The sequence below is a fragment of the Pseudoalteromonas sp. UG3-2 genome (assembly GCF_037120705.1).
GTDB lineage: Bacteria > Pseudomonadota > Gammaproteobacteria > Enterobacterales > Alteromonadaceae > Pseudoalteromonas.
This window is the reverse complement of sequence record NZ_JAWLJU010000001.1, coordinates 622,456-644,471: the sequence shown is the minus strand read 5'-3', so window position 1 is coordinate 644,471 and position 22,016 is coordinate 622,456. Positions and strand designations below refer to the sequence as shown.

The following is a 22,016-nucleotide window of genomic DNA, read 5'->3' as shown; positions in this document are numbered from 1 at the left end:
AGTGATACTGAACATTTTCGCGCAGTTAATAAAACCTTGATCTGATGTCATCCCGGTACTTTTTTAAGGCACTGGGTGTCATTATATGCGCTTGTCATCTATTCTCTTCTTATTGCTAAGTTGTTAATAACCCTGAAAGTCGCAACCTAATTTTATTTCCACCCATGTAATTAAGTCGCTTTGAGATAACACCGATGGGTTTTAAGAACTGCTTTTGTACGTTGTCGAGCAAATAACAGAGGCACTATGACGAAATTCGATTGTCTGACAAAACAGCTCCAATGGCTACTACTTTGCTGTGGCTTGATGTTGTTTTGTAGCGCCGCGAGTGCCTGCAAGAAGACCATAAATATTGGTGTGGTTGCCGATTGGCCACCCTTGACGGTATTTGATCAGCATGGTCCATGGGGGCTGGACGTTGAAATAGCGGAATTAGTTTTCCAGCATACTACCATCTGCACCAATTACATCCGCCTTCCCTCCAGTGCAAGAACGTTTGAGGAAATGTCTAAAGGCGTTATTGACGTTGCCTTGATGACCAGTTATACCAAACAGCGCGAGCAATACGGTGATTTTACTCGGCCTTACCGCTTTGAAAGGATGCGGTTGTTTTCGCTGCGCCCTGCCACTGCAATAACGAGCTTAGAAAGCTTGCTGAAACAGCAACGAAGTATCGGTTTAAGTATTGGTTCGTATTATGGTGACGAATTAAAAAAGCTAAAGCAGATAGAGAGCTATCAAGACAACTTTGTCAGTATTGCCAGTGCAAAAAGCCGAGTTGAGATGCTGATGAAAGGCCGTGTTGATTTCATTGTTGACGATATTATTACTGGAAGTTACTTCATTAATGAGCTGGGCAACCAAGAAGCGGAAGTATGGCCATATGTGGTGCATGACAATCAAGTGCATATGTTGTTGCGTAAAGGGGCTTTTAATCAGCTCGAACAAGCCCGTATTAACGATGCGATTGGCCAACTAAAGCCTCAGATAGAGCTGCTGGTGAATAGCTACCGCAGTGATGGTCATTTTCGCGGTATTTCACCACCGCCATAGCCACGTGATTTCACTGCAGCATATGGTTCTTATGTTGCCTGTTATTTTAGTTGATTGGATATTAAATCGTTTGGCTCAATGTGGCTGCATTGCTAATTCGCCTCGCCGTTATTTCCCACCGTTTAGCTTTCCCTTTAGATTATGGCAGCCATTTTGGCTTTTTTACTCTCATTTCATACTGCCTTTGATCTGGCGATGAGCCCTTTCAGCGCATAATTTTTCGAGAATTTTAAGATTTATGCCCTCAAATTGCTGCAAATTCCCGAATTTTTGAAATTTTTTTAATATTTTTTGTAACCCGCGAAACCCCTTAGCTATCATGGGATTAAGCTAGGTACACACGTCAAAAAATTGGCTTTTTACAAAAAGTCAACCTTGAAGTCTCATTTTTATCACTCTACCATTTATTTTAATTGAACGGTCAATTAATAAAAAGCTATGCCAAAAGTCGGAATGGAACCTGTTCGTCGTCAGCAGCTAATTGACGCCACATTAGAGTCTGTTGCGGAACTCGGATTACAAGCAACGACCATCAACAGTATTAGTAAAAGGGCGGGTCTCTCATCAGGGATCATTAGCCATTACTTTGGTGGTAAACAAGGCTTAATTGAAGCAACAGTGCGCTACTTATTAAATAACCTTAAGTATGCCCTGCTGGATAAAACCAGCCACAACTGCAGCCCCCTGGAGCGGTTGATGTTTATCGTTGAATCGAACTTTGCCATGGTTCAACAGCAATCGAATGCCACGCGTACTTGGTTGAGTTTCTGGGCGCAGTCCATGCACGACGAAGAGTTACACCGACTACAACGGGTCAATAGCAAACGTTTACAAAGTAACTTAACGGTGTCATTTGCAGCATTTATGACCCGTACCCAAGCACAAGAAGCCGCTGAGTTGGCTGCGGGTATGATTGATGGTTTATGGCTTAGGGCCGTTCTCAGTAAAGCCGACCATCAAGCCTTTGCACACAGCGAAGCACTGGCTAAGCGCTACATTCAATCACTAATAGAGCAGTTTGGAGGATAATGTGACAGTCCCTGTATACCAAAATTTTATTCATGGCCAGTTTTTGGCGAATCGTTCAGGCGATACGTTTGCTGTTAAAAACCCTGCAACAGATGAGGTGATTTACGAAGTCGAAGTCGCCGATGAAAGCATTCAACAAGCTGCCATTAACAGTGCCAAAGAAGGCTTTGCTGTTTGGTCAAAAATGACTCCAATTGAACGTAGCCGAATTTTACATAAAGCCGTTGCTTTATTGCACGAACGCAATGATGAGCTGGCAAAGATTGAAGTGCTAGACACTGGCAAACCATGGCAAGAGGCTGAGTGCGTTGACATTCAAACAGGCGCCGATGTGATTGAGTACTTTGCTGGACTTGCACCTGCACAAATTGGTTCACAACAGCCTGTAGGCGATGACTTCTTTTACACTCGCAAAGAACCATTAGGCATTTGTGCTGGCATTGGGGCTTGGAACTACCCGCTACAGATTGCGTGCTGGAAGTCAGGCCCTGCTCTTGCCGCGGGGAACGCGTTAATTTTTAAACCGTCAGAAGAAACCCCGCGTGGTGCGATTAAACTGGCTGAAATCTTTATTGAAGCAGGTGTTCCTGCTGGCGTATTCAACGTAGTGCAAGGCGCTGCAGAGGTTGGTCAGTGGCTTACGACTCACCCTGAGATTGAAAAAGTTTCGTTTACCGGTGAAGTGGGTACAGGCAAAAAGGTCATGCAAAGCGCTGCTAGCAATCTCAAAGAAGTGACCATGGAGCTAGGTGGTAAGTCACCGCTTATCGTCTTTGAAGACGCCGACATTTCTCAAGCGGTTAGTGCTGCTATGCTCGGTAATTTCTACACTCAAGGTGAAGTGTGTACTAACTGTACGCGCGTATTTGTGCACCGCGATGCCTACGATGCCTTCCTTGCTGAACTGAAGCAGCGCACAGAAAATAATATTGTTGCAGGCGATCCGTTAGACCCTAATGTCAATCTTGGCGCGCTTATTTCCAAGCCTCACCATGAGCTAGTCATGAGTTACATCGAAAAAGGCAAAGCGGAAGGGGCCACAGTACTTACTGGTGGTGAAGCCATTCAGCCAGAGTCTGCACCTAAGGGCTATTTTGTAGCGCCTACGGTTTTTGTCGACTGCCATGACGATATGACCATAGTAAAAGAAGAAATATTTGGCCCAGTGATGTCAGTGCTGGTGTTCGACGACGAGCAAGAGGTTATCGAGCGTGCTAACAATACCCATCTTGGTTTAGCGGCTGGGGTATTTAGCCAAAACATTCAACGTGCACATCGTGTAATTCATCAATTAGAGGCTGGGATCTGCTGGATTAATAGCTACGGCAACTCTCCTGCTGAAATGCCAGTGGGGGGTTATAAACAGTCCGGTATTGGCCGTGAAAATGGCGTCGAGACACTAGACCAGTATACCCAGACAAAGTCGGTATACGTTGGCATGTGTGATATCGAAAGCCCATTTTAATCGAGGAGTACTATGACTGAGTTTGATTATATTATCGTTGGAGCGGGCTCTGCTGGCTGTGTGTTAGCCAATCGTTTGTCAGAAAACCCGGCTCATAAAGTACTGCTGCTGGAAACCGGTGGCAGTGATAAGAGTATTTTTATTCAAATGCCAACCGCTTTGTCGATCCCTATGAATACCGACAAATACGCTTGGCAGTTCCACACCGAGCCTGAGCCGTATTTGGATAACCGCGTGATGCACTGCCCGCGGGGCAAGGTCTTAGGTGGCTCATCATCGATTAACGGCATGGTGTACGTACGTGGCCATGCTAAAGATTTTGATGAGTGGCAGCAACATGGCGCTGAAGGGTGGGATTATCAATCTTGTTTGCCTTACTTCAAGCGTGCTGAGTCTTGGTACTTAGGTGAGGATGAGTACCGTGGTGGCCAAGGTCCACTGGGTACCAATAATGGTAATGAAATGGCCAACCCGCTTTACCGCGCCTTTATTAGCGCTGGTGAACAAGCAGGTTATGCCTTCACCAAAGATTACAATGGTGAGCAGCAAGAAGGCTTCGGCCCTATGCACATGACGGTGAAAAACGGCAAACGTTGTTCATCTAGCCGCGCTTACTTAGACCCCATTAAGCACCGTAGTAACCTCACTGTGGTTACTGGCGCCTTAGCGCAAAAAGTCATTGTGGATGACAACAAGGTGGCCAAAGGGGTGGAATATCGCGTTAAGGGTCAAGTAAAAACCGCCACTGCCAACAAAGAAGTGGTGCTGAGTGCCGGCTCTGTTGGTTCACCGCACCTATTGCAGTTATCTGGTATTGGTGACCGTGAAGCGCTTGAAGCCGCTGGTGTGGAAGTGAAACATCACTTACCGGGTGTGGGTAAAAACCTGCAAGACCACCTGGAGTTTTACTTTCAATATAAGTGTAAGCAGCCGATCACCTTAAATGGCAAGTTGGGGCTGTTCTCAAAAGGCCTAATTGGTGCTCAATGGTTATTAAATAAGTCTGGTTTAGGTGCGACTAACCACTTTGAATCATGTGCCTTTATTCGCTCTAAGGCTGGGGTTGAGTGGCCAGACCTGCAGTATCACTTCTTACCAGCAGCGATCCGTTACGATGGTAAGAGTGCCTTTGCAGGGCACGGTTTCCAAGTGCATGTGGGTCACAATAAACCTAAGAGTCGCGGTGAAGTGACGATCCAGTCAGCGGATCCGACGGTGGCGCCAAAGATCTTATTTAACTACCTCCAAGCACAAGAAGACATTGAAGGCTTCAGAGCCTGCGTCAGATTAACCCGTGAAATCATTGAGCAAAGTGCTTTTGATGAGTTCCGTGAAAGCGAAATTCAACCGGGTGAGCAGGTACAAAGCGATGAAGAGATTGATGCCTTTGTCCGCCAAGCGGTGGAAAGTGCTTATCACCCTTCTTGCTCGTGCAAAATGGGTGAAGACGACATGGCTGTGGTGGACTCGAAAACCCGTGTTCGTGGTGTGGAAAACTTGCGAGTCGTTGACTCATCGATTTTCCCAACCATTCCCAATGGCAACCTAAACGGGCCAACCATCATGGTCGCCGAGAAAGCGGCGGACATGATCTTGGGCAATCCACCTTTAGCTGAAGAAAACGTCAATGTCGCGATGACGCAAAATTGGCAACAAGTGCAGCGCAGTTCGGAGATTTAAATTTGCCACCCGTGTGAGGAAGTTTCGTGCCTCATGTGGGACTTGCAGTGGCATGCCGCATGAATATTTCGTGCGGCATTAATGCGAGCTTAGTTTATCTATAATATAAAAACGGAGAAAAAATGAGTTACTTCTATCTATTTTGGGAGGGTGATAATGACAGTATGGCTTAGTGCAGGCATCATTTTCACTCTATTGGCAATCGCCTTTATTTTAGTGAAGTGGGGTAACCTACAGTGCGTCGGTGTGACACCGGTTAAAACGTTTACGTTTATTGCTATCTTATTTACTTCTGGCCTCGACGTTGGCCTTATCATGTTTCCGCTTACGGAGTTTGCGGGTTACGCAGACATAAAAGCAAGCCCAGAATATGGATTTACCAACCCATTAGCCATTGAATTTGGTTTCTGGGGGTTCTTAATCTGGGGGTTCTACTTTCTTACGTGTTTTTATTTCTGCGTAATAGAGCCCAAAGTGAAATTCTTTGAAATTCCTTGGGTGAAGTTTATTAATAACCTAGTGATCATCGGTACTTGTGCGTTTACGGCATTCTTACTGTTGTCGAATCTGCCTTGGTATTTACCGAGCGTGGGTGACGGCGAGTCGGTTATTCCGACCTTCTACTTGATTGTATTCGCTGCTATTGCGTTTGCGGTATATTCAAGTACTAGCCTTAAGTATGTGCGCTTTTTAAGTATCACTACCACTTGGGTATTTATTGGTTTAATCGCCTTTATGTGGGCTGCTGCATTCTTGTTTGGCGACAGTGAAATGTCGGCTTACACGGACAATCTAGTCTTACTTGGTGATTACTTTGCCAATATCCATCAGTTTGTCTTGCCACTGAATGATTACCATGAGTTCTACCTATTCTGGTGGTTCGCGTGGAGCATCATGATTGGTCAGTTTACCTCACGCTTTGTGGGTGGTTTGAAGACCTACCAAGTGCTAGCGGCGATGTTGGTGTTCCCATCTATTCCTATCGCAGCTTGGTTCAGCGTGCTTTATCACTACCATGAGGCGGGGATCCCAACAACGGGTATCAAGAATTTCGCGATGGTGTTCGTCGGTGTGGTATTTGTAATTAACTCACTTGACTCACTCATTCGACTTTATACCGATAACTTGAACCTAACTGTTAGTCGTTTAGGAAAAAGAAACTATATTTTATTTAATATCGTCGCGTTATCGCTATTGACCTTGCTATTTAAGCTTAACTTCCTGCAGATCCAGTGGGTTGGTGCGTTAGTGATCGGTCTGTTCTTCTCTTGTTTTGCCTATATTGGCTACAGCAAGTTCAAGACCGTGAGCAATATCGATAGCTCACCAAAAGATAATTTAGTCGACTTTAACAAAATTGAATCAGTAAACTAGGGATACAACCAGATGACAACTTTTAAGAAAACACTTTGCGCATTACCTTTAGTATTAGCATCATCGCACGCTGCAGCGGATTGGTCTGCAACACTAACTGGGGTATCTGATTACACCTTTAACGGTGTAAGCCAAACGCAAAACGACCCTGCACTGCAAGGCAGCATTGACAAAGCATTCGACAACGGCGTTTACGCTGGCAGCTGGGCGTCTAATGTTGACTTTGGTGGTGACACCGATCTTGAGTGGGACTTTTACGTTGGCCGTTACCTAGAGCTAAACTCGAACTGGAGTGTTGACTACGGTATCGCTTACTACAGCTATCATGGTGGTGATAACTCCAGTGATGGTAACTACCCAGAAGTATACAGTAAGTTTGGTTATGCCAGTGAATACGGCCAAACTGAGTTTAATTTCTGGTACAGCTGGGATTACTTCGGCACTGGCGCAGGTCACACCATTGCTATGGTAGCGCATACGTTCGAGATTGCTGAAGGTCATGCCTTAAGAGCCAGCTTTGATGTGTCTAACTCATTAGATGGTAATAAGTATGCATGGGATGGCAATGACTCTTCTTACCACCATTACCGTTTGGCTTACCAAACCGCATTTAAAGGCTTCAACATTGAAGTGGCTGCAGAAAATACCAACCTAGATTGGGACACGGCTGATGAGCGTGTGGTGTTATCTGTGTCGCGCACATTTGACCTATAAATCAATATAACACCCTGATTGCAACGCCGGCTTATTTAAGTCGGCGTTTTTGTTTATGTGCCGAAAACGGAAAGAGAATCTAAAAGGGAAGTTATGTATATTAAATGTTAAAATTAATTTACATGAGTTTGTTTTTTATGTATCTTAAATAGTGACTTTACAGCGGTTGATGTGGTTGAGCGTAACCCGTGCCGTTATTTTTAAATTACAGAACCATGTAGTAAACATGATTATTAAACACCACTATCCATTCTCCCAATTTGCCGCCTCCAGATAAAAGGAAGTGCTGTTGCGGCAAATTATTTCATCACGCAAACGTGCTTAACTTCATTATTTATTCATTACCAACAAAGACTTGGTTATCCGTTGAAACCTGAGTAAACCACTGCTTTAAACTGTCGATGGCCGCGGTGGTTTTTGCAGCCACAGTATCGCGATGTGGAGTCACAGCATAGACACTGTAGTGAGGCAAACTCCATTGTGGGCAAAGTCGCTTCAGGCGACCTGTGGCCAGGTGGTGTCTGATCTCAGGTTCCGGCAAGATACCATAGCCAATGCCGTCTAGGGTCAATTGAATGCATGCTTGCATGTTGTTGACCATAAACCTTGGTGCCGACAATGTTAATTGCTCTTGGCTTGACTGATGTTGCAATTGGTAGGGGTTAGTCTTAGCACTAGAGTGACCAATTAGCGCGTGGGCAACTAAGCTCTCAGGGTGTGAAACCTTGAGTTTTGCTAATGGGTGATGGCAGCTCACACAGGGGATCAGCTGCCAGTCAGCAAGGTGTCTGGCAATTAAGCCGGAATCTTGTAAAGGGCCTATACAGATGGCTAAATCGATGCTGTTAGCGATAATATCGATGGCATCATCGGTTAGAGTTAAGTCGACCTTGATTTGTGGAAACTGCTCACTGAGATACTGCAAAGGTTTGCTTAACAACCCGCCACCAAACCCTATGGGGGCAGATATTTTTAGTACCCCAGAAGGCGTGTGTTGTAGCAGCTCCAGTTCATGCTCGGCCTGCTCCGCGGTTTGCAAGATTTGGATTGCTGACTTGTAGTAAATGCTACCTGCCTCGGTAAGCGTAAGGCTACGGGTATTGCGATTAAATAAACTTAAGGCTAAGTCTTGTTCTAGTTTACTAATTTGCTGACTCACTGCTGAGGTAGTCATATGTAATAACTCCGCGGCCTTACTCATACTGCCCACCTCAACGGTTTTGGCAAACACTCTGAGCCCTCGTGTTAACTTCTGATTCATTGTTAAGACCTACTTAAAATACCTTTAAGAAAAACCGCATTGCTCGAAAAGACGCAATCATCATACCATTACAAATGAAAATAATTGCTATTTACTTTATATTCTATCATGGAGGTTTCTCGATGTTGATGGCCTGTCGTAGTTTGGCGCCACTTTCTTTAGCTATAGCAGCTGCATTGCCGTGTTCTAGCTTGGCTCAGGGTGATGTAAAAACACCCACAAAAGAAGCGGTAGAGGTGATAGTCGTCTCGGCTTCTGGTTTTGAACAGCTGTTAAAAAATGCTCCAGCCTCGATCAGTGTTATCGACCAAGAGGAATTACAGCAACGTTTTTATCGTGACTTAACTGACGCAATGACTGATGTGCCTGGCGTTGTGGTGACCGGTGGAGGTGACAGAGAGGATATCAGCCTACGAGGCATGGGCAGCCAATACACCCTTATTTTGGTGGATGGCCAGAGACAAAACTCCCGTGAAACTCGCCCCAACAGTGATGGTCCGGGCGTGGAAGGCGCATGGACACCCCCTGTTGCGGCGATTGAGCGCATTGAAGTTATACGCGGCCCGATGTCATCTCTATACGGCTCTGATGCCATTGGTGGGGTGATCAATATTATTACTAAAAAGACGCCTGATGCCTGGCATGGTGAGGTCCGCCTTGATACCACCAGCCAAGAGGACAGTCGCTCTGGCAATATTTACCAAGCAAACTTTTTTACCGCTGGCGCCTTGGTAAAAGACACCTTAGGTATACAAGTTTACGGCCAGACCACTCAGCGAGATGAAGATGACTTAGTATCCGGCTTTAGAGGCCGTGATGCCGACACCCTAAAGGTGAAGTTGGCTTATACCCCATCTGAGCAACATGAGTGGCTGTTTGATTACGGCATGGCCTCGCAAACCCTAGATGCCACATTAGGCAAGACGGTGGCCCCATTGGCACCCGGTGAACCGTGTGGACGTCGCGGTTGCCCTGAGTCAGCCACCACCGAATACGACAGTGAATCGGTGTCACTGGCGCACAATGGTTATTGGTCATTTGGTAGCTCTCGAACTTACCTAAAGCATGAGCAGTTTGACAATAAATCTCGTGAGATGGTGGTTGAAAACACCAACTTACAATCGTTGTGGACACTGCCGCTGGGTGAACTGCACACCAGCTCTATTGGTGTGGCGTATCTAAAAGAGGATCTAAGCGACAAAACCAGTAACCGGATCAGCGATCTAGAGCAAGTTGATAACGATCAGTGGTCGGTTTTTGCTGAAGATGAATGGCGTTTAGTAGAGCCCTTTGCCCTGACAATGGGACTGCGCTATGACAAAGATGGTAACTTTGGTGGTCACCTTAGCCCACGCTTATATGGTGTGTTTAATGCGTCAGATAGAGTCACCGTAAAAGGTGGCATATCAAGCGGGTTTAGAGCACCAAACCTAAGGCAAAGTACCGCAGCATGGGGACAGGTAAGCCGTGGCGGCAACATTTACGGCAACCCAGATCTAAACCCAGAAACGTCGCTTAATTACGAGTTAGGCATGTATGTTGACTTCAATGACGGTGTCTCAGCCTCTGCGACGGTATTTTATAATGAATTCGATGATAAGATTTCTCGTGTATCGTGCCCGTTAACTAAGTGCACCGATGGCCCAAATGAATTTGGTTCGTTACCAACTACTTATGTCAATGTCGATGAAGCCACCACCCAAGGGGGAGAAGTCAGCTTTACCGGTCAGTTAACTAAGCAATTAAAACTCAATGCCAACTACACCTATACCGACTCGGAACAAAAAACCGGTGCTTATGCTGGCAACCCATTAAATCAGTTGCCGAAGCATTTATTTCAAGCTTCATTGAACTATCAACACAGCAATGCCTTAAGCAGCTGGCTGCGCTTCCATTATCGTGGCGAGGAAAGTCAGCCTGTGACTGGGCCATCACAGCGTAGCTTAGTTGCGCCTTCCTATAATTTAACCGATCTGGGGGCCAACTATCAGCTCAACCGCAGTATCAAACTCGGTGTTGGGGTGTATAACCTGTTTGATGAAAAGATCACAGAAGCGGAATACGGTTACATTGAGGACGGTCGTCGCTACTGGGCCTCATTGGCATGGAGCTTTTAATGACGACCTCACGTCAGCGAGCCAAGCGCCCAAAAAAACGGCTGAAAAAGCTATTTGATTGGCGCACTTGGCATTGGATGAGTTCAGCGGTTTGCTTAGTGGGTTTGCTGCTATTTGCCCTGACGGGGATCACTTTGAACCACGCCAGTGAGATTGAGGCCAAGCCTCATACTCAGGCCCATGAAGCCGTGGTGCCGGAAGCGCTGTTGTCAGCATTAAAAGCATCGGCAGCAAACAATACCTTACCGCACAGTTTTGTGTCCTGGTATCAATCGCAAACCGGCGCGACCTTACCTGCTCTAAAACAGCTGCAGTGGAGTGACTATGAGCTGTATGTTGCTATGCCGCGTGCAGGTGGCGATGGTTGGTTTAGTGTTGCCCTCGACAGTGGCGAGTTTTATCAAGAAATAACCGACCGGGGTTGGGTTTCCTATCTCAACGATCTTCATAAAGGACGAAATACAGGATTTGCATGGCGTATGTTTATTGATGTTTTTTCACTAGCGTGTGTGGTTTTTTCAGTAACGGGGTTATGGCTGTTGTATAAACATTCCAGAGCCCGGAAGTCGACTTGGCCGCTGGTGGCTGCAGGATTGGTATTACCGGCTTTGGTGTTGATGTTTCCGGCTCATGCCAAAGCCGATACGCTGGAAGTGAACATTCCGCGTCTTAATGTCGCGGAGTACCATCCTCCTTATGTCGCCGTTTGGCTAGCGAATAGTAAACAGCGCCGCGTGGTTGATATTGCCATTTGGTACGACATTAACCTAGCGCAGCGCGAGGGAGAAAAGTGGTTGAAAGATATGCGCTTATGGTGGCGTCGCAGTGGCCGCAGCTTATCTCTACCGATTGACGGTGTCACAGGCGCAACCAGACGGCCCGGTAAGGCGAAAATAGATCTATCACCGTGGCAAGAGGAATTTAAGGCTCTGCCTAACGGTGACTATACCCTGTTTGTCGAAGCTGCCCGTGAGCTGGGTGGTCGCGAGGTCATTAAGCTACCTATCTCATTGCCGATCACCAAACCGGTCACTGTGATTGCAGAAGGTAAGTCTGAGCTTGCCACAATAATATTAACTATGGAGCCCTAATTTTGAAAATTTCATCACTCGTTTCTACTGTTTTAGTTGCACTCGCTGCCTACAGTCCACTTAGTGAAGCCCACCGAGTGTGGATCAAACCCAGCACCACGGTGGTATCTGGCGACAGTGAGTGGGTGACCTTTGACGCGGCAATTGCCAATGGTATTTTTAATCCCGATCATTACGCTTATCCTGTAGAGCGGTTGACTGCCCTATCTCCTTCGGGAAATAACGTGGCTCTGCAAAATAAAGCAAAGTTGAAATACCGCAGTGTCTTTGATCTAGAGCTCACTCAGCCTGGTACCTATAAAGTCTTCAATCAAAGTCGCTCGCTAGTGGCACGTTGGACTGATAGTGATGGCAAGAAGCGTTATTGGCCAGGTCGTGGCAAAGTGGCAACGCTGGCTGACTTTAATCAACAAGTGCCGAAAACAGCAGAGGATTTACAGGTTACCGATGTCGCCAGAAGGCTGGAGGTGTTTGTCACCTTAGGCGCGCCTAACCAAACTGCTCTAAAACCCACAGGTAAGGGATTGGAACTTAACCCCATTAGCCACCCTAATGATTTATATACTGGCGAAGCCTTTACTTTACAGTTCACCATGGATGGAGAAGCGGCCAAGGGAGCTGAAATGACCCTAGTACGCCAAGATGAAAAGTACCGTGATAAGGCCTCGGCCAATAAATACACTGCGGATGCCAATGGTGAGGTAACCATGACATTGTCGCAACCTGGGATGTATTGGCTTGAAGTTGAGTACCAAGATGAACGCGCACAAGCCCCTGCTAGTAAGCGTGTTGGCAGTTATGTCACCACACTTGAGGTATTACCGCTTTAATACCGTAACCGTCCAAAGTAGCTAGCGGCACAGCAGTCGCCGTAAGCTACGTCAGTTTAGTGGTTATTACAGAGACGCCACTAAGTGCCAAAGGGGGAGGCGTTCCTTCCTCCCCCTTTTTTTATCAGACGTTAGGCTATAACACCCCAGTTGTGGTCAAAGTCATTGTCCTAACCTCCTCGAGTTGCTGACAAAAATAATCATTATGGCTGACCAGCATAAAACCGTTTGGGATTTGGTTTAACACCGCCGCAAGCTCGAGCTGCGCGTTAATATCGAGGTGATTGTCTGGTTCATCGAGCAATAAGTAACCCTCTAACTGGATGGCGATAATGATTGCCGCTTTTACTTTTTCTCCACCACTTAATTGCGTTATGGGCTGAGATACCTGATTTACAGTGATCCCGACGCTGGCAAAAGCGGTGATGATTTCATGTTGCGGTTTATCGAGTCGGCGACAAGCGGCATCAAGTAAACTGCACTCATCGCTTAACCAGCTGCAATGTTGATCGAGGTAGATCATCTCAGTAGGACAAGCAATGCGGCCGTGGACAATATCCAATTGCCCTGCCAGAGTTTTTAGTAATACAGACTTTCCTGTGCCATTGCCTCCTAACAAGCGCAGACGGTGAGCGGTGGTAAAACGCACATTTAGCGGTGGCTGCTGTACATAAGGCAGTTGCGCATCGGCCAGCTCAATAACGGCCCTACTCTGAGTTGATTGGTTAAAGTAAAACCGCTGCTGTTTATCGTTATAGTACTGTGAGTCTTGCTTAAGTTGCTGCTGTGACTGCTGCAATTTATGGCTTTGCTGGGCCAACCGTTTTGCGTTTCTATCTGCTTTAAAGTCAGCCTCTAATTTGTTTTGACTGCCAGCACGTACCTTTTGCTTGCCTTTTGATTGTTGCCGTTGCTGTTGCGCTTGAGCTTTGTGTAAGGCCTGTTGTAATGCCCGAGACTGGGCTTTTTGTGCCTGATGATGTTGCTGCAACTTACGCTGTTGTTGAGCAAGGCTTTGCTGCAGCGCGGTAAACCCTAGGGAATGATGTTGTATAGCACCGTTTTCCAGATAGAGAATATGATCCGCTGCATCTAATAACACAGGGTCATGGCTGACAATGGCGACCCCAGCGCTGTGTTGCTGCAATTGCGTGGCGAGCCAATGACGATGCTTACTGTCCATGTGGTTACTGGGCTCATCTAACAACAAGATAGCGGGCTCGCTAAGCAATGCGGCGATAAAGCTTTGCATTCGTTGACCTGGGCTTTTGTCCGTAAAGGGGGTTGTCAATGCTAACTGCTGTGGCTGTAATTGCGCCTGCCAACGGTGCTCAAGCTGCCAATCATCGGCAATGATAGCAAAGTCATGGGGATCCGCTTGACCGCACTGAGCACGCTGCAGCGCGTTGAGTTTTTGCTCGATCCCCAGCATTGCGGCAATCGAATTAAAGCGATGTGCGGCATCTTGTGGCAGGTAATAATATTGACCTTGGATTTGCTGATGCCCTGAAGTTAGTGGCGTTTGTTTTGCCATCGCCGCAAGTAGATGTGACTTACCTGCGCCATTGGGCCCGGTGATGGCAATAAACTGTTGGGTGAGATTAACATCGAGGTGTTGAAAAAGGGGGCGGCCATCAGCCAGCATGATCCCTGCATCTTTTAACTGTATTCTTGGCATACCAATATGCTCCTAGTTAAAGGCGTGCATAAGCGAGTAGTATTAGACCCAAAGTTACGTTGGTTTAAGAAGGTGGGCATCACAAAAATACCAAAGCCTTGCACTGGAAAGAAAAATACATTCGACAGTTACAATAGGCTTAGTTATTCATGGTGATGGCGGCTCCTGAAATAGAATGGTGAGGTCGATGCCTGCAGAATATTTTGCAGGCATCCTAGGCAATGTCAAGTGTTATGGCGTGAGCGTCAGAAATGATTTAACTGCGGTACCAATGGCCAAAGCAATTAAGACATTGATGAGTGTGCCAAGCATCACATACTCGGTGAGCTTGCGGTCTCGACTTTGCGTTAAGTCACCAAATCGGAAAATAGATTTGGCAGCCAAGATGAAGCCAATGGCAGCCCAGCTGTCTAACAGCACGCAACTTAATAATAGCAGTCGCTCTAACTGCCCGATAAGGCTACCTGCTTGCGGAAGACTGGTGCTATCTGGGTTAGTAAACTGCCAGCGCTCTAATAACATTCGGGTAAATACCGAGGCAGGCTGTAGTACCAACAAATAACCGGTAATGAGCACCAAAAAGGAGATGTTATTGAGCGGCTGCAGTAGTGCGCTTAGAGTCACCGGCGGCTCTGCAGCGTGCCAAGCAACGAACAAGATGACTAGCAGGTGGCAGAGTTGATCCAGTAAAAATGGTATCACGCCTTTATTGGAATAGGATTTTGCTAAGTCAATCAGGTAATGGGACGCGGCAATACCCAGCGCATAATACAGCGCTGAAATCGCCAGTCCCCATCCCAGCGTGGCTTGCCAAACGGCCACAGCGCTACAGGCCGCTGCACCATGCAGCAAAGCATGCCAAATAAGCTTAATTGAGCGGTAATGTTGTTTATTTCTGTGATTAACCCAACTCATTGGCTGCAAGTAGAAGTCTGCTAAGGTGTGGGCGATAACCAACCATAACAGTAAAACGTACCATTCTTTCATTTATACACCTTTGTACTGGCTCTGGGTCACCTTGCTGGCAAGGCGTAAAAACGCGTCGAACAAATCATAGTGTGCGCTATTGAGCAATTTAGTGACATTGACACGGCTGCTATCAAGCCGCTTAGCAATTCCTGCATGGTTTAACTGCGGCTCTGACAGATGAATAAAAAGTGCTTCAGCTTGGCGTTTAGTTAAGCTACTTATTTTCTGATCAATAAAGGCAATGTTAAGTGCAAAGTGGTCACAGCAATCGCCATGATAGGTTAAGCGATGTTGGCCAATGGTATCTAAGCCCCGCCCTGCTGCGGTTAATGCAGCCCCAGAGGCGGTAGCTAAATCGGTTATGTCACTGGTGATGCTGCCTGTTGCTAAGCTCAACCTAGCATCACTGGCCAAGCTGCGCAGCAGTAACCTAATACAGACTGCACAGCGAAACACTTCGCTGGTCGCTGCAATCACAAGTTGGAAGCCGTCGCCACGATAAAACTGGTAATTGCCTTGATACCGCTGCGCCAGCTCCGCTAAGTATATTGCTAACTGTTGTTGTAGTTGCTCTAATTGCTGCCTAGATAGGGTTTGCGAGGCAACTATATCGGCGGTGATCACGGCATAAAAAGGTGATGGTATCATTTTATGTAACTTATATTGGTTACTTTTTAAAAGGTAACTAAAAATGGTTACATAATTGTGGGGGACAAAGCCCGTAAATGCAAGTCACGAGTGCAAAGTGTCATTATGCCTAGGGTAAGGGGTCATCGCTATTAGTAATCACTGTTTCGCATAGTAAGACAAAGCGATTTTTGCAGCCCGATGATGCTTACAGGCTGTAATCATCGATACGGGCTATGTGGCTTATTTTACAAGCAGTATTGCGAGATAATTTTATACACTTGATTGATGTTATCTCCCGCTTTAAATTCTTTACTGATGGGGGTGGGATCAGAGCCTATCCAAATTTTTAACTCAGCATCTAAATCAAAATGGCCCGCAGACTCCTTACTGAATTTAGTAATTTTACTGTAAGGAATACTGAGCATTTCCACTTTACTGCCAGTCATGCCTTGTTTATCGATTAAAATTAAACGCTTATTGGTAAAAATAAATAAGTCTCGGATAACCTTATAGGCTTGCGCGACTTCTTCATCTGCAATTAACGTATCGGCCAATAACTCGTCGATGTCCTTGCCTTCTACTTCACTGGCATTTCCCATTAATCCACTCAATAGTCCCATTGCCTTGCTCCTAATCTATGCTTGCTGTTGCTTGTCAGCACTGTGTTAAGTTAATTACGCCATTCATTTTAGCGAGATACTTTCTGTGGTTATCAACGCGATTTGGCGACCTCTTAACAAAGCATCGTAATGCGCTGTAAATAACTACAGAAAGTCTTTTATAAAACAAATTTTGCCATCGCGAAAGGCATATTCTGAGCGACCTTGCAGTGAGACGGTTTGTCCTGCCTTCATGCCATTCGCTAAATCATGGGCTAACTTCGCGTGGTAGCTAGATTGCACAATAACCATGTCGTTGTCTGCGGTGGTACTCGAGATGGTTTGCTGGCGCTCACAGAACAGCTCAGCGGCTTGCTTTACGAGCTCGGCAAACTGCGTTTTAGTGGTTGTTCTAGTGATCACTTCGCCATTGGCGTGGTTTTCAAAAATGATATCGTCGGTCAGCTTCTCCAGCATGCTGTCAATATCGAACTGGTTGTAGGCTGATATATAGCCTTTCACTAGATGTTCCATTTATCCTCCTTGGATGCAGGTGACTCCTTCAAGCTTAGGCTGAATTACTTATTTTGACAGTATTAATAACAAAAACAGCGGTTGAATTTTCTTTTGCTACTCAGAGGAAGTGATAAGCCATGGTTCTTTTAGCGGGACTCGGGTCGCTGAGCTGAATCCAACAAGCTTATTTTAAATCAAAATTTAGTGCTTAAATTGCTGTTATCTTGAACATCAAGACAGTAACTTCGGTGAATATATGGGTATTTGGATAGTATTACTTGGGCTGTTTCCTGTATGGGTATTTGCAAGTGAACCGATCCTGCCACTCGAGCCAATAGCCACACTCGACGCTAATAAAGTGGCATTAGGCCGAACGTTATTTCATGATCGGCGGTTATCAAAAGGTGACCAGATCAGCTGTGCTTCATGTCACCGCTTGGCGCTTCATGGTGCTGATGTAAAGCCCCTTTCCACTGGGGTTAATGGTCGCACTGGCGAGTTAAAAACCCCAACTATTTATAATGTGGTGTGGAATGTACGCCAGGCTTGGGATGGTCGTGCCGGGTCACTGTATGAACAAGTTGAGTCACCGATTGAAAATCGCAACGAACACGACATGGAGTGGCCTTTGCTGGTGGCGAAGTTAAACCAAGATAAGACCTTGGTAAAAAAGTTTAATGCAATTTACCCCAATGGATTAACCAAACACAGTATTAAAGATGCTATTGCCGCTTACGAAAGCTCCCTAGTAACGACCGATGCGCCTTTTGACCTCTGGTTACAAGATAAGGGCTATAATTTACCTGAGATAGTGTTAGCTGGCTATGATCTGTTTAAGCGTTATGGTTGTATTAGTTGTCACCAAGGGCAAAATGTTGGTGGCAATATGTTTGCTAAAATGGGGACCTTTGGTGATTATTTTGCCGATCGAGGAACACGTGTGACGCAATCTGATTTTGGCCGCTATAATGTAACAGGAAAGGAAAAAGATAAATTTGTTTTTAAAGTGCCGAGTCTACGACTCGCCAGCAAGCAATCTTATTTTTTTCATGATGCCAGTCATGCCAGTTTAGAAGCGGCGATAGCCACAATGGCAAAGTACCAACTTGGTCGCTCTTTACCTGCTTCTGACATTAGCAAAATCGCCGCATTTATTGGTAGCTTAGCAGGAAAACACAAAGAGATGGACGTGGACAGTATAAATGAAGAATAAAGCATTCGCTGGAGTGCAGGCGCTTTTATTGTGTGTGCCTGTGGCCTTGTTTTCCTATTTTTACTCTCAGCAAGAGGTGAGCGGACAAGCTCATAAGGCGCGAGTGGCCTTGTTAATTGAGGCCAAAAGCTTAGATGCCAAATTGGATACTGCGGTACTGCAAATGCTCAGTGCGCAACTCAACCAGTACGACAGTTTGGCGCAACTGACCCACGCTGTAGAGCAACTAACACGGCCAGAGTCGGTGGAGTTATTCGAGCAAACCCCAAGCGCCATTCAACATCAGTTCAAGCAGTATCTGCAGCTGTTGCAGCAAAAGTCTGAACAACTCGAGTCAATTAAAACAGCCGCAGCTACGATTCGTAACAGTGTCTTGTATCTTCCTGAACTTATTGCTGAGCTGGAACAAATTAGTCCAGAACATGCAGAGCTTGCAAATAAAAACTTAACTCAGCTGATGCTGAGTGAACTCTACCAAGGTACCCAAGCAAAGGCCCTGACGCCTTTGTCTGGCACGCAACTTAGCCAATTGGTTAACCGCCATTTTGATGTGGCTACCGCTGCAGGTACTGAGCTGAGCGACGCCAAGCAGGCTTTTTTAGCTATTCCTACCGAGCAAACCTTTAGTGAACTCAACAGCGCCTATAATCATTTTTATACCACAACCATTGAAGATGCTAGACACCTAAGTGAGGTGTTATTGGCCATCGCCATATTATTGTTTTTGGTGTTGATCATTGCTGCTAATCGCTTAAACGCAGCGAAAAGAAAGATTCAAAGTACCAGCCAAACACTCTCCGACGCCGTAGCAAGATTAACTGAGGGCTTTGCGTTATTTAGCCGCGCTGGGAACCTAATGTTATGCAACAAAGCTTGGCGCAGTCATTTTGGCTTTACTGACGAAGACGAGTTACCGCAAAAGCTCAGTGACTGGCAGCAACGTTTTGCGGCGTTTTTTTGTGATAATGCCAACCTGCATAAAACCGACAAAGGAGCTTGGTTACAGGTTAAACAGACTGAAACCCACAATGGCGGACAAGTGTATGTTAGCGTCAACGTTTCTTTGTTTAAGCAAGCCGAAGAAGAGCTACGCAAATGGGGTCATGCCATTGAGCAAAGCCCCTCCTCCATTGTCATTACCGACACCCGAGCGCGAATCGAATACGTTAACCCTAAATTTGAAAAGATAACCGGTTACAGCCTCGATGAAGTGAAAGGTAAAACGCCCAAAATGCTCGGTGCGGAGCAAAGCTTTACCGATAATAAGCAACTGTGGCAAGCGATAAATAGCGGTGAGGTGTGGCGAGGGGAGTTCCATAATCGCAGAAAATCAGGGGATTATTATTGGGAGTATGCTTCCATATCGCCCATTAAGAACCAGCAAGGTGAAGTGATTAACTTTATTGCCATTAATGAAGATATCACAGCACAAAAACGCGCCAGTGCTCAGCTCAAAACCGCGGCTGCGGTGTTTAATGCCACCCAAGAGGGCATTATGACCACTAATGCTAAGTTGGAAATAACCGCCATTAACCCTGCTTTCACTAAAATAACTGGCTACCAAGAGCACGAGGTGATTGGTAAGAAGCCCAGTATTTTAAGCTCTGGCAAACATGACAAACACTTTTATGAGCAGATGTGGGCAACGCTGGAAAGTAAAGGCCATTGGGCCAGTGAAATTTGGAACAAGCGCAAAGACGGCTCTATTTATCCAGAGTGGTTGGCCATCAGTGTGGTAAACGATGACAAAGGCCAAGTACAGCAGTATGTCGCCATTTTATCGGACATGACAGAGCGCAAAGCGCAAGAAGAACAAATTGAATATCAGGCCTATTACGACGTCCTAACAGGGCTGCCTAATCGTACTTTACTGCTTGAGCGCATCGAGCAAGACATTAAGCGCATGTCACGTACTAACCATCACAGCGCGGTGTTATTTATCGACTTAGATCGCTTCAAGCGGGTCAATGATACCATGGGACATGAAGCTGGCGATGCCTTATTGATCGCGGTCGCCGACCGCTTGAGTGATCTTATCCGTAAAAGTGATACCCTAAGCCGCTTTGGTGGCGATGAATTTGTGTTATTGCTTAGCCAAGTTGCTCACCCCGACCACGCAGCACAAGTGGCGGATAAAATTATTGCAGCGCTCAGTGCGCCGTTTGATATTAGTGGCTTTGAAGTCTTTACCGGAGCCAGCATTGGTATTGCCATTTTGCCAGAAGACGCGCAAGATCATAAAGAGTTGTTACGCTTAGCTGATTTGGCCATGTATAAAGCCAAAGAAGCCGGCAGGCACCAATATCATTTCTTTGCCCAAGAAATGCAAGAGCAGGTCAATCGACGTGTTGAGTTAGAGCAGCATTTACGTGCGGCATTAGAGCTGCAAAAACTCACAGTGTATTATCAGCCGATCATTGATATTGCCACTGGGAAATTGTATGGCGTTGAAGCCTTAATGCGCTGGCCGACTGACTTTGGGGACTTTATTTCACCGGCTGAGTTTATCCCCGTTGCTGAAGAAAGTGGCTTAATTGCACCACTTGGAGAGTGGCTATTGTTACAGGCGTGCCGCGACATTCAGAGTATGAACGTGCAATTGGGCATGAACTGTTACCTTACAGTAAACGTTTCCAGTCAGCAATATCGTTTAGGGTTTAATGCCACCACCATCAAAAAGGCCATGCAATCCTCAGGATTTCGGGCCCATAATTTAACTCTCGAGATCACTGAAAGTATCCTGTTGGAAGACGACAATGCCGTTACCGATTGGTTACAGAGCTTAAGGGCAACGGGTGTAAGCTTAGCAATCGATGACTTTGGTACCGGTTATTCTTCACTGAGTTATTTAAAACACTTCCCCATCAATACCTTAAAAATCGATCAAGGGTTTATTCAAGACCTCGACCAATGCCAAGATGCTGCCGTGCTGGTTAATGCTATTTTATCTATGGCGCGAAGCCTATCGCTGCATGTGATAGCAGAAGGGGTGGAGCAAGAAGGACAACTCGCGCGTTTGAAAGAGCTAGGCTGCCAGCACGTTCAAGGTTTTTACTTTGCTAAACCCATGAGTATAGAAAACCTTAAAGTATGGGTAGACGAGTTTGCCATTAAAGAAGAAAAACCCGTCCATAAACTATGGCTGGGCTGATGAAAAAGCTCATCGCTAGATTAATCACGGAGCCATCAATCTAGGTCGGTTGCCTCACTATTTGATTGAGGCAACCCATGGCAAGGTGAGAGTTACATTAGTAAGCCCCGTCACTGTAAGTTAGTTCATAGCTATGGCTGTAAATTTCTAAAATATTGCCGAACGGGTCTTCCATATAAATCATGCGATAGGGTTTTTCACCAGGGTAGTAGTATCTCGGCTTTGCCATGCGCTTTTTACCTCCCGCCGCGACGATCCGCTCTGCTAGACCTTCTACATCTGGGTCCTGAACGCAAAAGTGAAATACGCCAGTCTTCCAGTATTCAAAGTTGTCTTCGGGGTTTTGTTGTTGTTGGAATTGAAACAGTTCAACGCCAATTCGATCCCCTGTCGACAAGTGGGCTATCTTAAACTTCTGCCAGCCAGCACCGAATACATCGGTACACATTTCACCGATGGCGCTGTCATCTTCGATGATTTCAGTTGGCTTCATAATTAAATACCAACCTAAGACTTCAGTGTAGAATTTTACTGCGGCTTCAAGGTCTGGCACTGAGATACCGATATGTGAAAAACTTCTCGGGTAAGTGTTAGTCATTTGCTGTCTCCTCATTGATGTTGGTGACAGCTTAATTCTGTTGTGCTA

General features: G+C 46.0%; 18 protein-coding genes. 11 read left to right on the top strand and 7 right to left on the bottom strand.

Annotated features, from left to right (window positions below):
• Positions 1–246 precede the first annotated feature (246 nt).
• From R3P39_RS02620 to R3P39_RS02595, 6 genes are all read left to right on the top strand, one after another.
• Entirely contained in the window at positions 247–1,053 is an 807-nt protein-coding gene (locus tag R3P39_RS02620; protein WP_336565459.1) for a substrate-binding periplasmic protein, read from the top strand.
• 453 nt (positions 1,054–1,506) lie between these two features.
• Entirely contained in the window at positions 1,507–2,082 is a 576-nt protein-coding gene (gene betI, locus R3P39_RS02615) for a transcriptional regulator BetI (RefSeq protein ID WP_336565613.1), read from the top strand.
• A 1-nt stretch (position 2,083) separates the two neighbouring features.
• Positions 2,084–3,547 carry a betaine-aldehyde dehydrogenase gene (gene betB, locus R3P39_RS02610; protein WP_336565458.1) on the top strand — a complete coding sequence of 488 codons (1,464 nt, stop codon included), beginning with the start codon at positions 2,084–2,086 and terminating at the stop codon, positions 3,545–3,547.
• A 12-nt stretch (positions 3,548–3,559) separates the two neighbouring features.
• Positions 3,560–5,227: a choline dehydrogenase gene (betA, locus tag R3P39_RS02605; RefSeq protein WP_336565457.1), complete on the top strand. Its 1,668-nt coding sequence runs from the start codon at positions 3,560–3,562 to the stop codon at positions 5,225–5,227.
• 156 nt (positions 5,228–5,383) lie between these two features.
• Positions 5,384–6,601, top strand: a complete 1,218-nt coding sequence (locus tag R3P39_RS02600; RefSeq protein ID WP_336565456.1) for a BCCT family transporter — start codon at positions 5,384–5,386, stop codon at positions 6,599–6,601.
• Between the two features lie 12 nt (positions 6,602–6,613).
• On the top strand, positions 6,614–7,315 hold the full coding sequence (locus R3P39_RS02595; protein ID WP_336565455.1) for a TorF family putative porin: 702 nt from the start codon (positions 6,614–6,616) through the stop codon (positions 7,313–7,315).
• A gap of 334 nt (positions 7,316–7,649) precedes the next feature.
• On the opposite strand, the gene R3P39_RS02590 is transcribed toward R3P39_RS02595, so the two are convergent.
• Positions 7,650–8,576 (bottom strand): LysR family transcriptional regulator, encoded by a 927-nt coding sequence (locus R3P39_RS02590; RefSeq protein WP_336565454.1) that lies wholly within the window; start codon positions 8,574–8,576, stop codon positions 7,650–7,652.
• 122 nt (positions 8,577–8,698) lie between these two features.
• On the opposite strand from R3P39_RS02590, the gene R3P39_RS02585 reads away from it, so the two are divergent.
• Genes R3P39_RS02585 through R3P39_RS02575 form a run of 3 tightly spaced genes read left to right on the top strand, consistent with a single transcriptional unit; the run spans position 8,699 to position 12,614 of the window.
• On the top strand, positions 8,699–10,693 hold the full coding sequence (locus R3P39_RS02585) for a ligand-gated channel protein (RefSeq protein ID WP_336565453.1): 1,995 nt from the start codon (positions 8,699–8,701) through the stop codon (positions 10,691–10,693).
• Positions 10,693–11,784 (top strand): PepSY-associated TM helix domain-containing protein, encoded by a 1,092-nt coding sequence (locus tag R3P39_RS02580; RefSeq protein WP_336565452.1) that lies wholly within the window; start codon positions 10,693–10,695, stop codon positions 11,782–11,784. The genes R3P39_RS02585 and R3P39_RS02580 overlap by 1 nt, the downstream gene beginning before the upstream one ends.
• Before the next feature lie 2 nt (positions 11,785–11,786).
• Positions 11,787–12,614, top strand: a complete 828-nt coding sequence (locus R3P39_RS02575; RefSeq protein ID WP_336565451.1) for a DUF4198 domain-containing protein — start codon at positions 11,787–11,789, stop codon at positions 12,612–12,614.
• Between the two features lie 136 nt (positions 12,615–12,750).
• On the opposite strand, the gene R3P39_RS02570 is transcribed toward R3P39_RS02575, so the two are convergent.
• From R3P39_RS02570 to R3P39_RS02550, 5 genes are all read right to left on the bottom strand, one after another.
• Positions 12,751–14,292 (bottom strand): ATP-binding cassette domain-containing protein, encoded by a 1,542-nt coding sequence (locus R3P39_RS02570; protein WP_336565450.1) that lies wholly within the window; start codon positions 14,290–14,292, stop codon positions 12,751–12,753.
• Positions 14,293–14,523: 231 nt separating this feature from the next.
• On the bottom strand, positions 14,524–15,279 hold the full coding sequence (locus tag R3P39_RS02565; RefSeq protein WP_336565449.1) for a DUF3307 domain-containing protein: 756 nt from the start codon (positions 15,277–15,279) through the stop codon (positions 14,524–14,526).
• Positions 15,280–15,909: a hypothetical protein gene (locus R3P39_RS02560; protein WP_336565448.1), complete on the bottom strand. Its 630-nt coding sequence runs from the start codon at positions 15,907–15,909 to the stop codon at positions 15,280–15,282.
• A gap of 227 nt (positions 15,910–16,136) precedes the next feature.
• Positions 16,137–16,511, bottom strand: a complete 375-nt coding sequence (locus tag R3P39_RS02555) for a PH domain-containing protein (RefSeq protein ID WP_336565447.1) — start codon at positions 16,509–16,511, stop codon at positions 16,137–16,139.
• A gap of 144 nt (positions 16,512–16,655) precedes the next feature.
• Positions 16,656–17,024 carry a nuclear transport factor 2 family protein gene (locus R3P39_RS02550; protein WP_336565446.1) on the bottom strand — a complete coding sequence of 123 codons (369 nt, stop codon included), beginning with the start codon at positions 17,022–17,024 and terminating at the stop codon, positions 16,656–16,658.
• 238 nt (positions 17,025–17,262) lie between these two features.
• Between R3P39_RS02550 and R3P39_RS02545 the strand changes: the two genes are divergently transcribed.
• Complete coding sequence (locus tag R3P39_RS02545; RefSeq protein ID WP_336565445.1) at positions 17,263–18,219, top strand: cytochrome-c peroxidase; 957 nt, start codon at positions 17,263–17,265, stop codon at positions 18,217–18,219.
• On the top strand, positions 18,209–21,370 hold the full coding sequence (locus R3P39_RS02540) for an EAL domain-containing protein (RefSeq protein ID WP_336565444.1): 3,162 nt from the start codon (positions 18,209–18,211) through the stop codon (positions 21,368–21,370). The genes R3P39_RS02545 and R3P39_RS02540 overlap by 11 nt, the downstream gene beginning before the upstream one ends.
• A 97-nt stretch (positions 21,371–21,467) precedes the next feature.
• Here R3P39_RS02540 and R3P39_RS02535 read toward each other — a convergent pair whose 3' ends face one another.
• On the bottom strand, positions 21,468–21,968 hold the full coding sequence (locus R3P39_RS02535) for a lactoylglutathione lyase family protein (protein WP_336565443.1): 501 nt from the start codon (positions 21,966–21,968) through the stop codon (positions 21,468–21,470).
• Between the last annotated feature and the right edge of the window lie 48 nt (positions 21,969–22,016).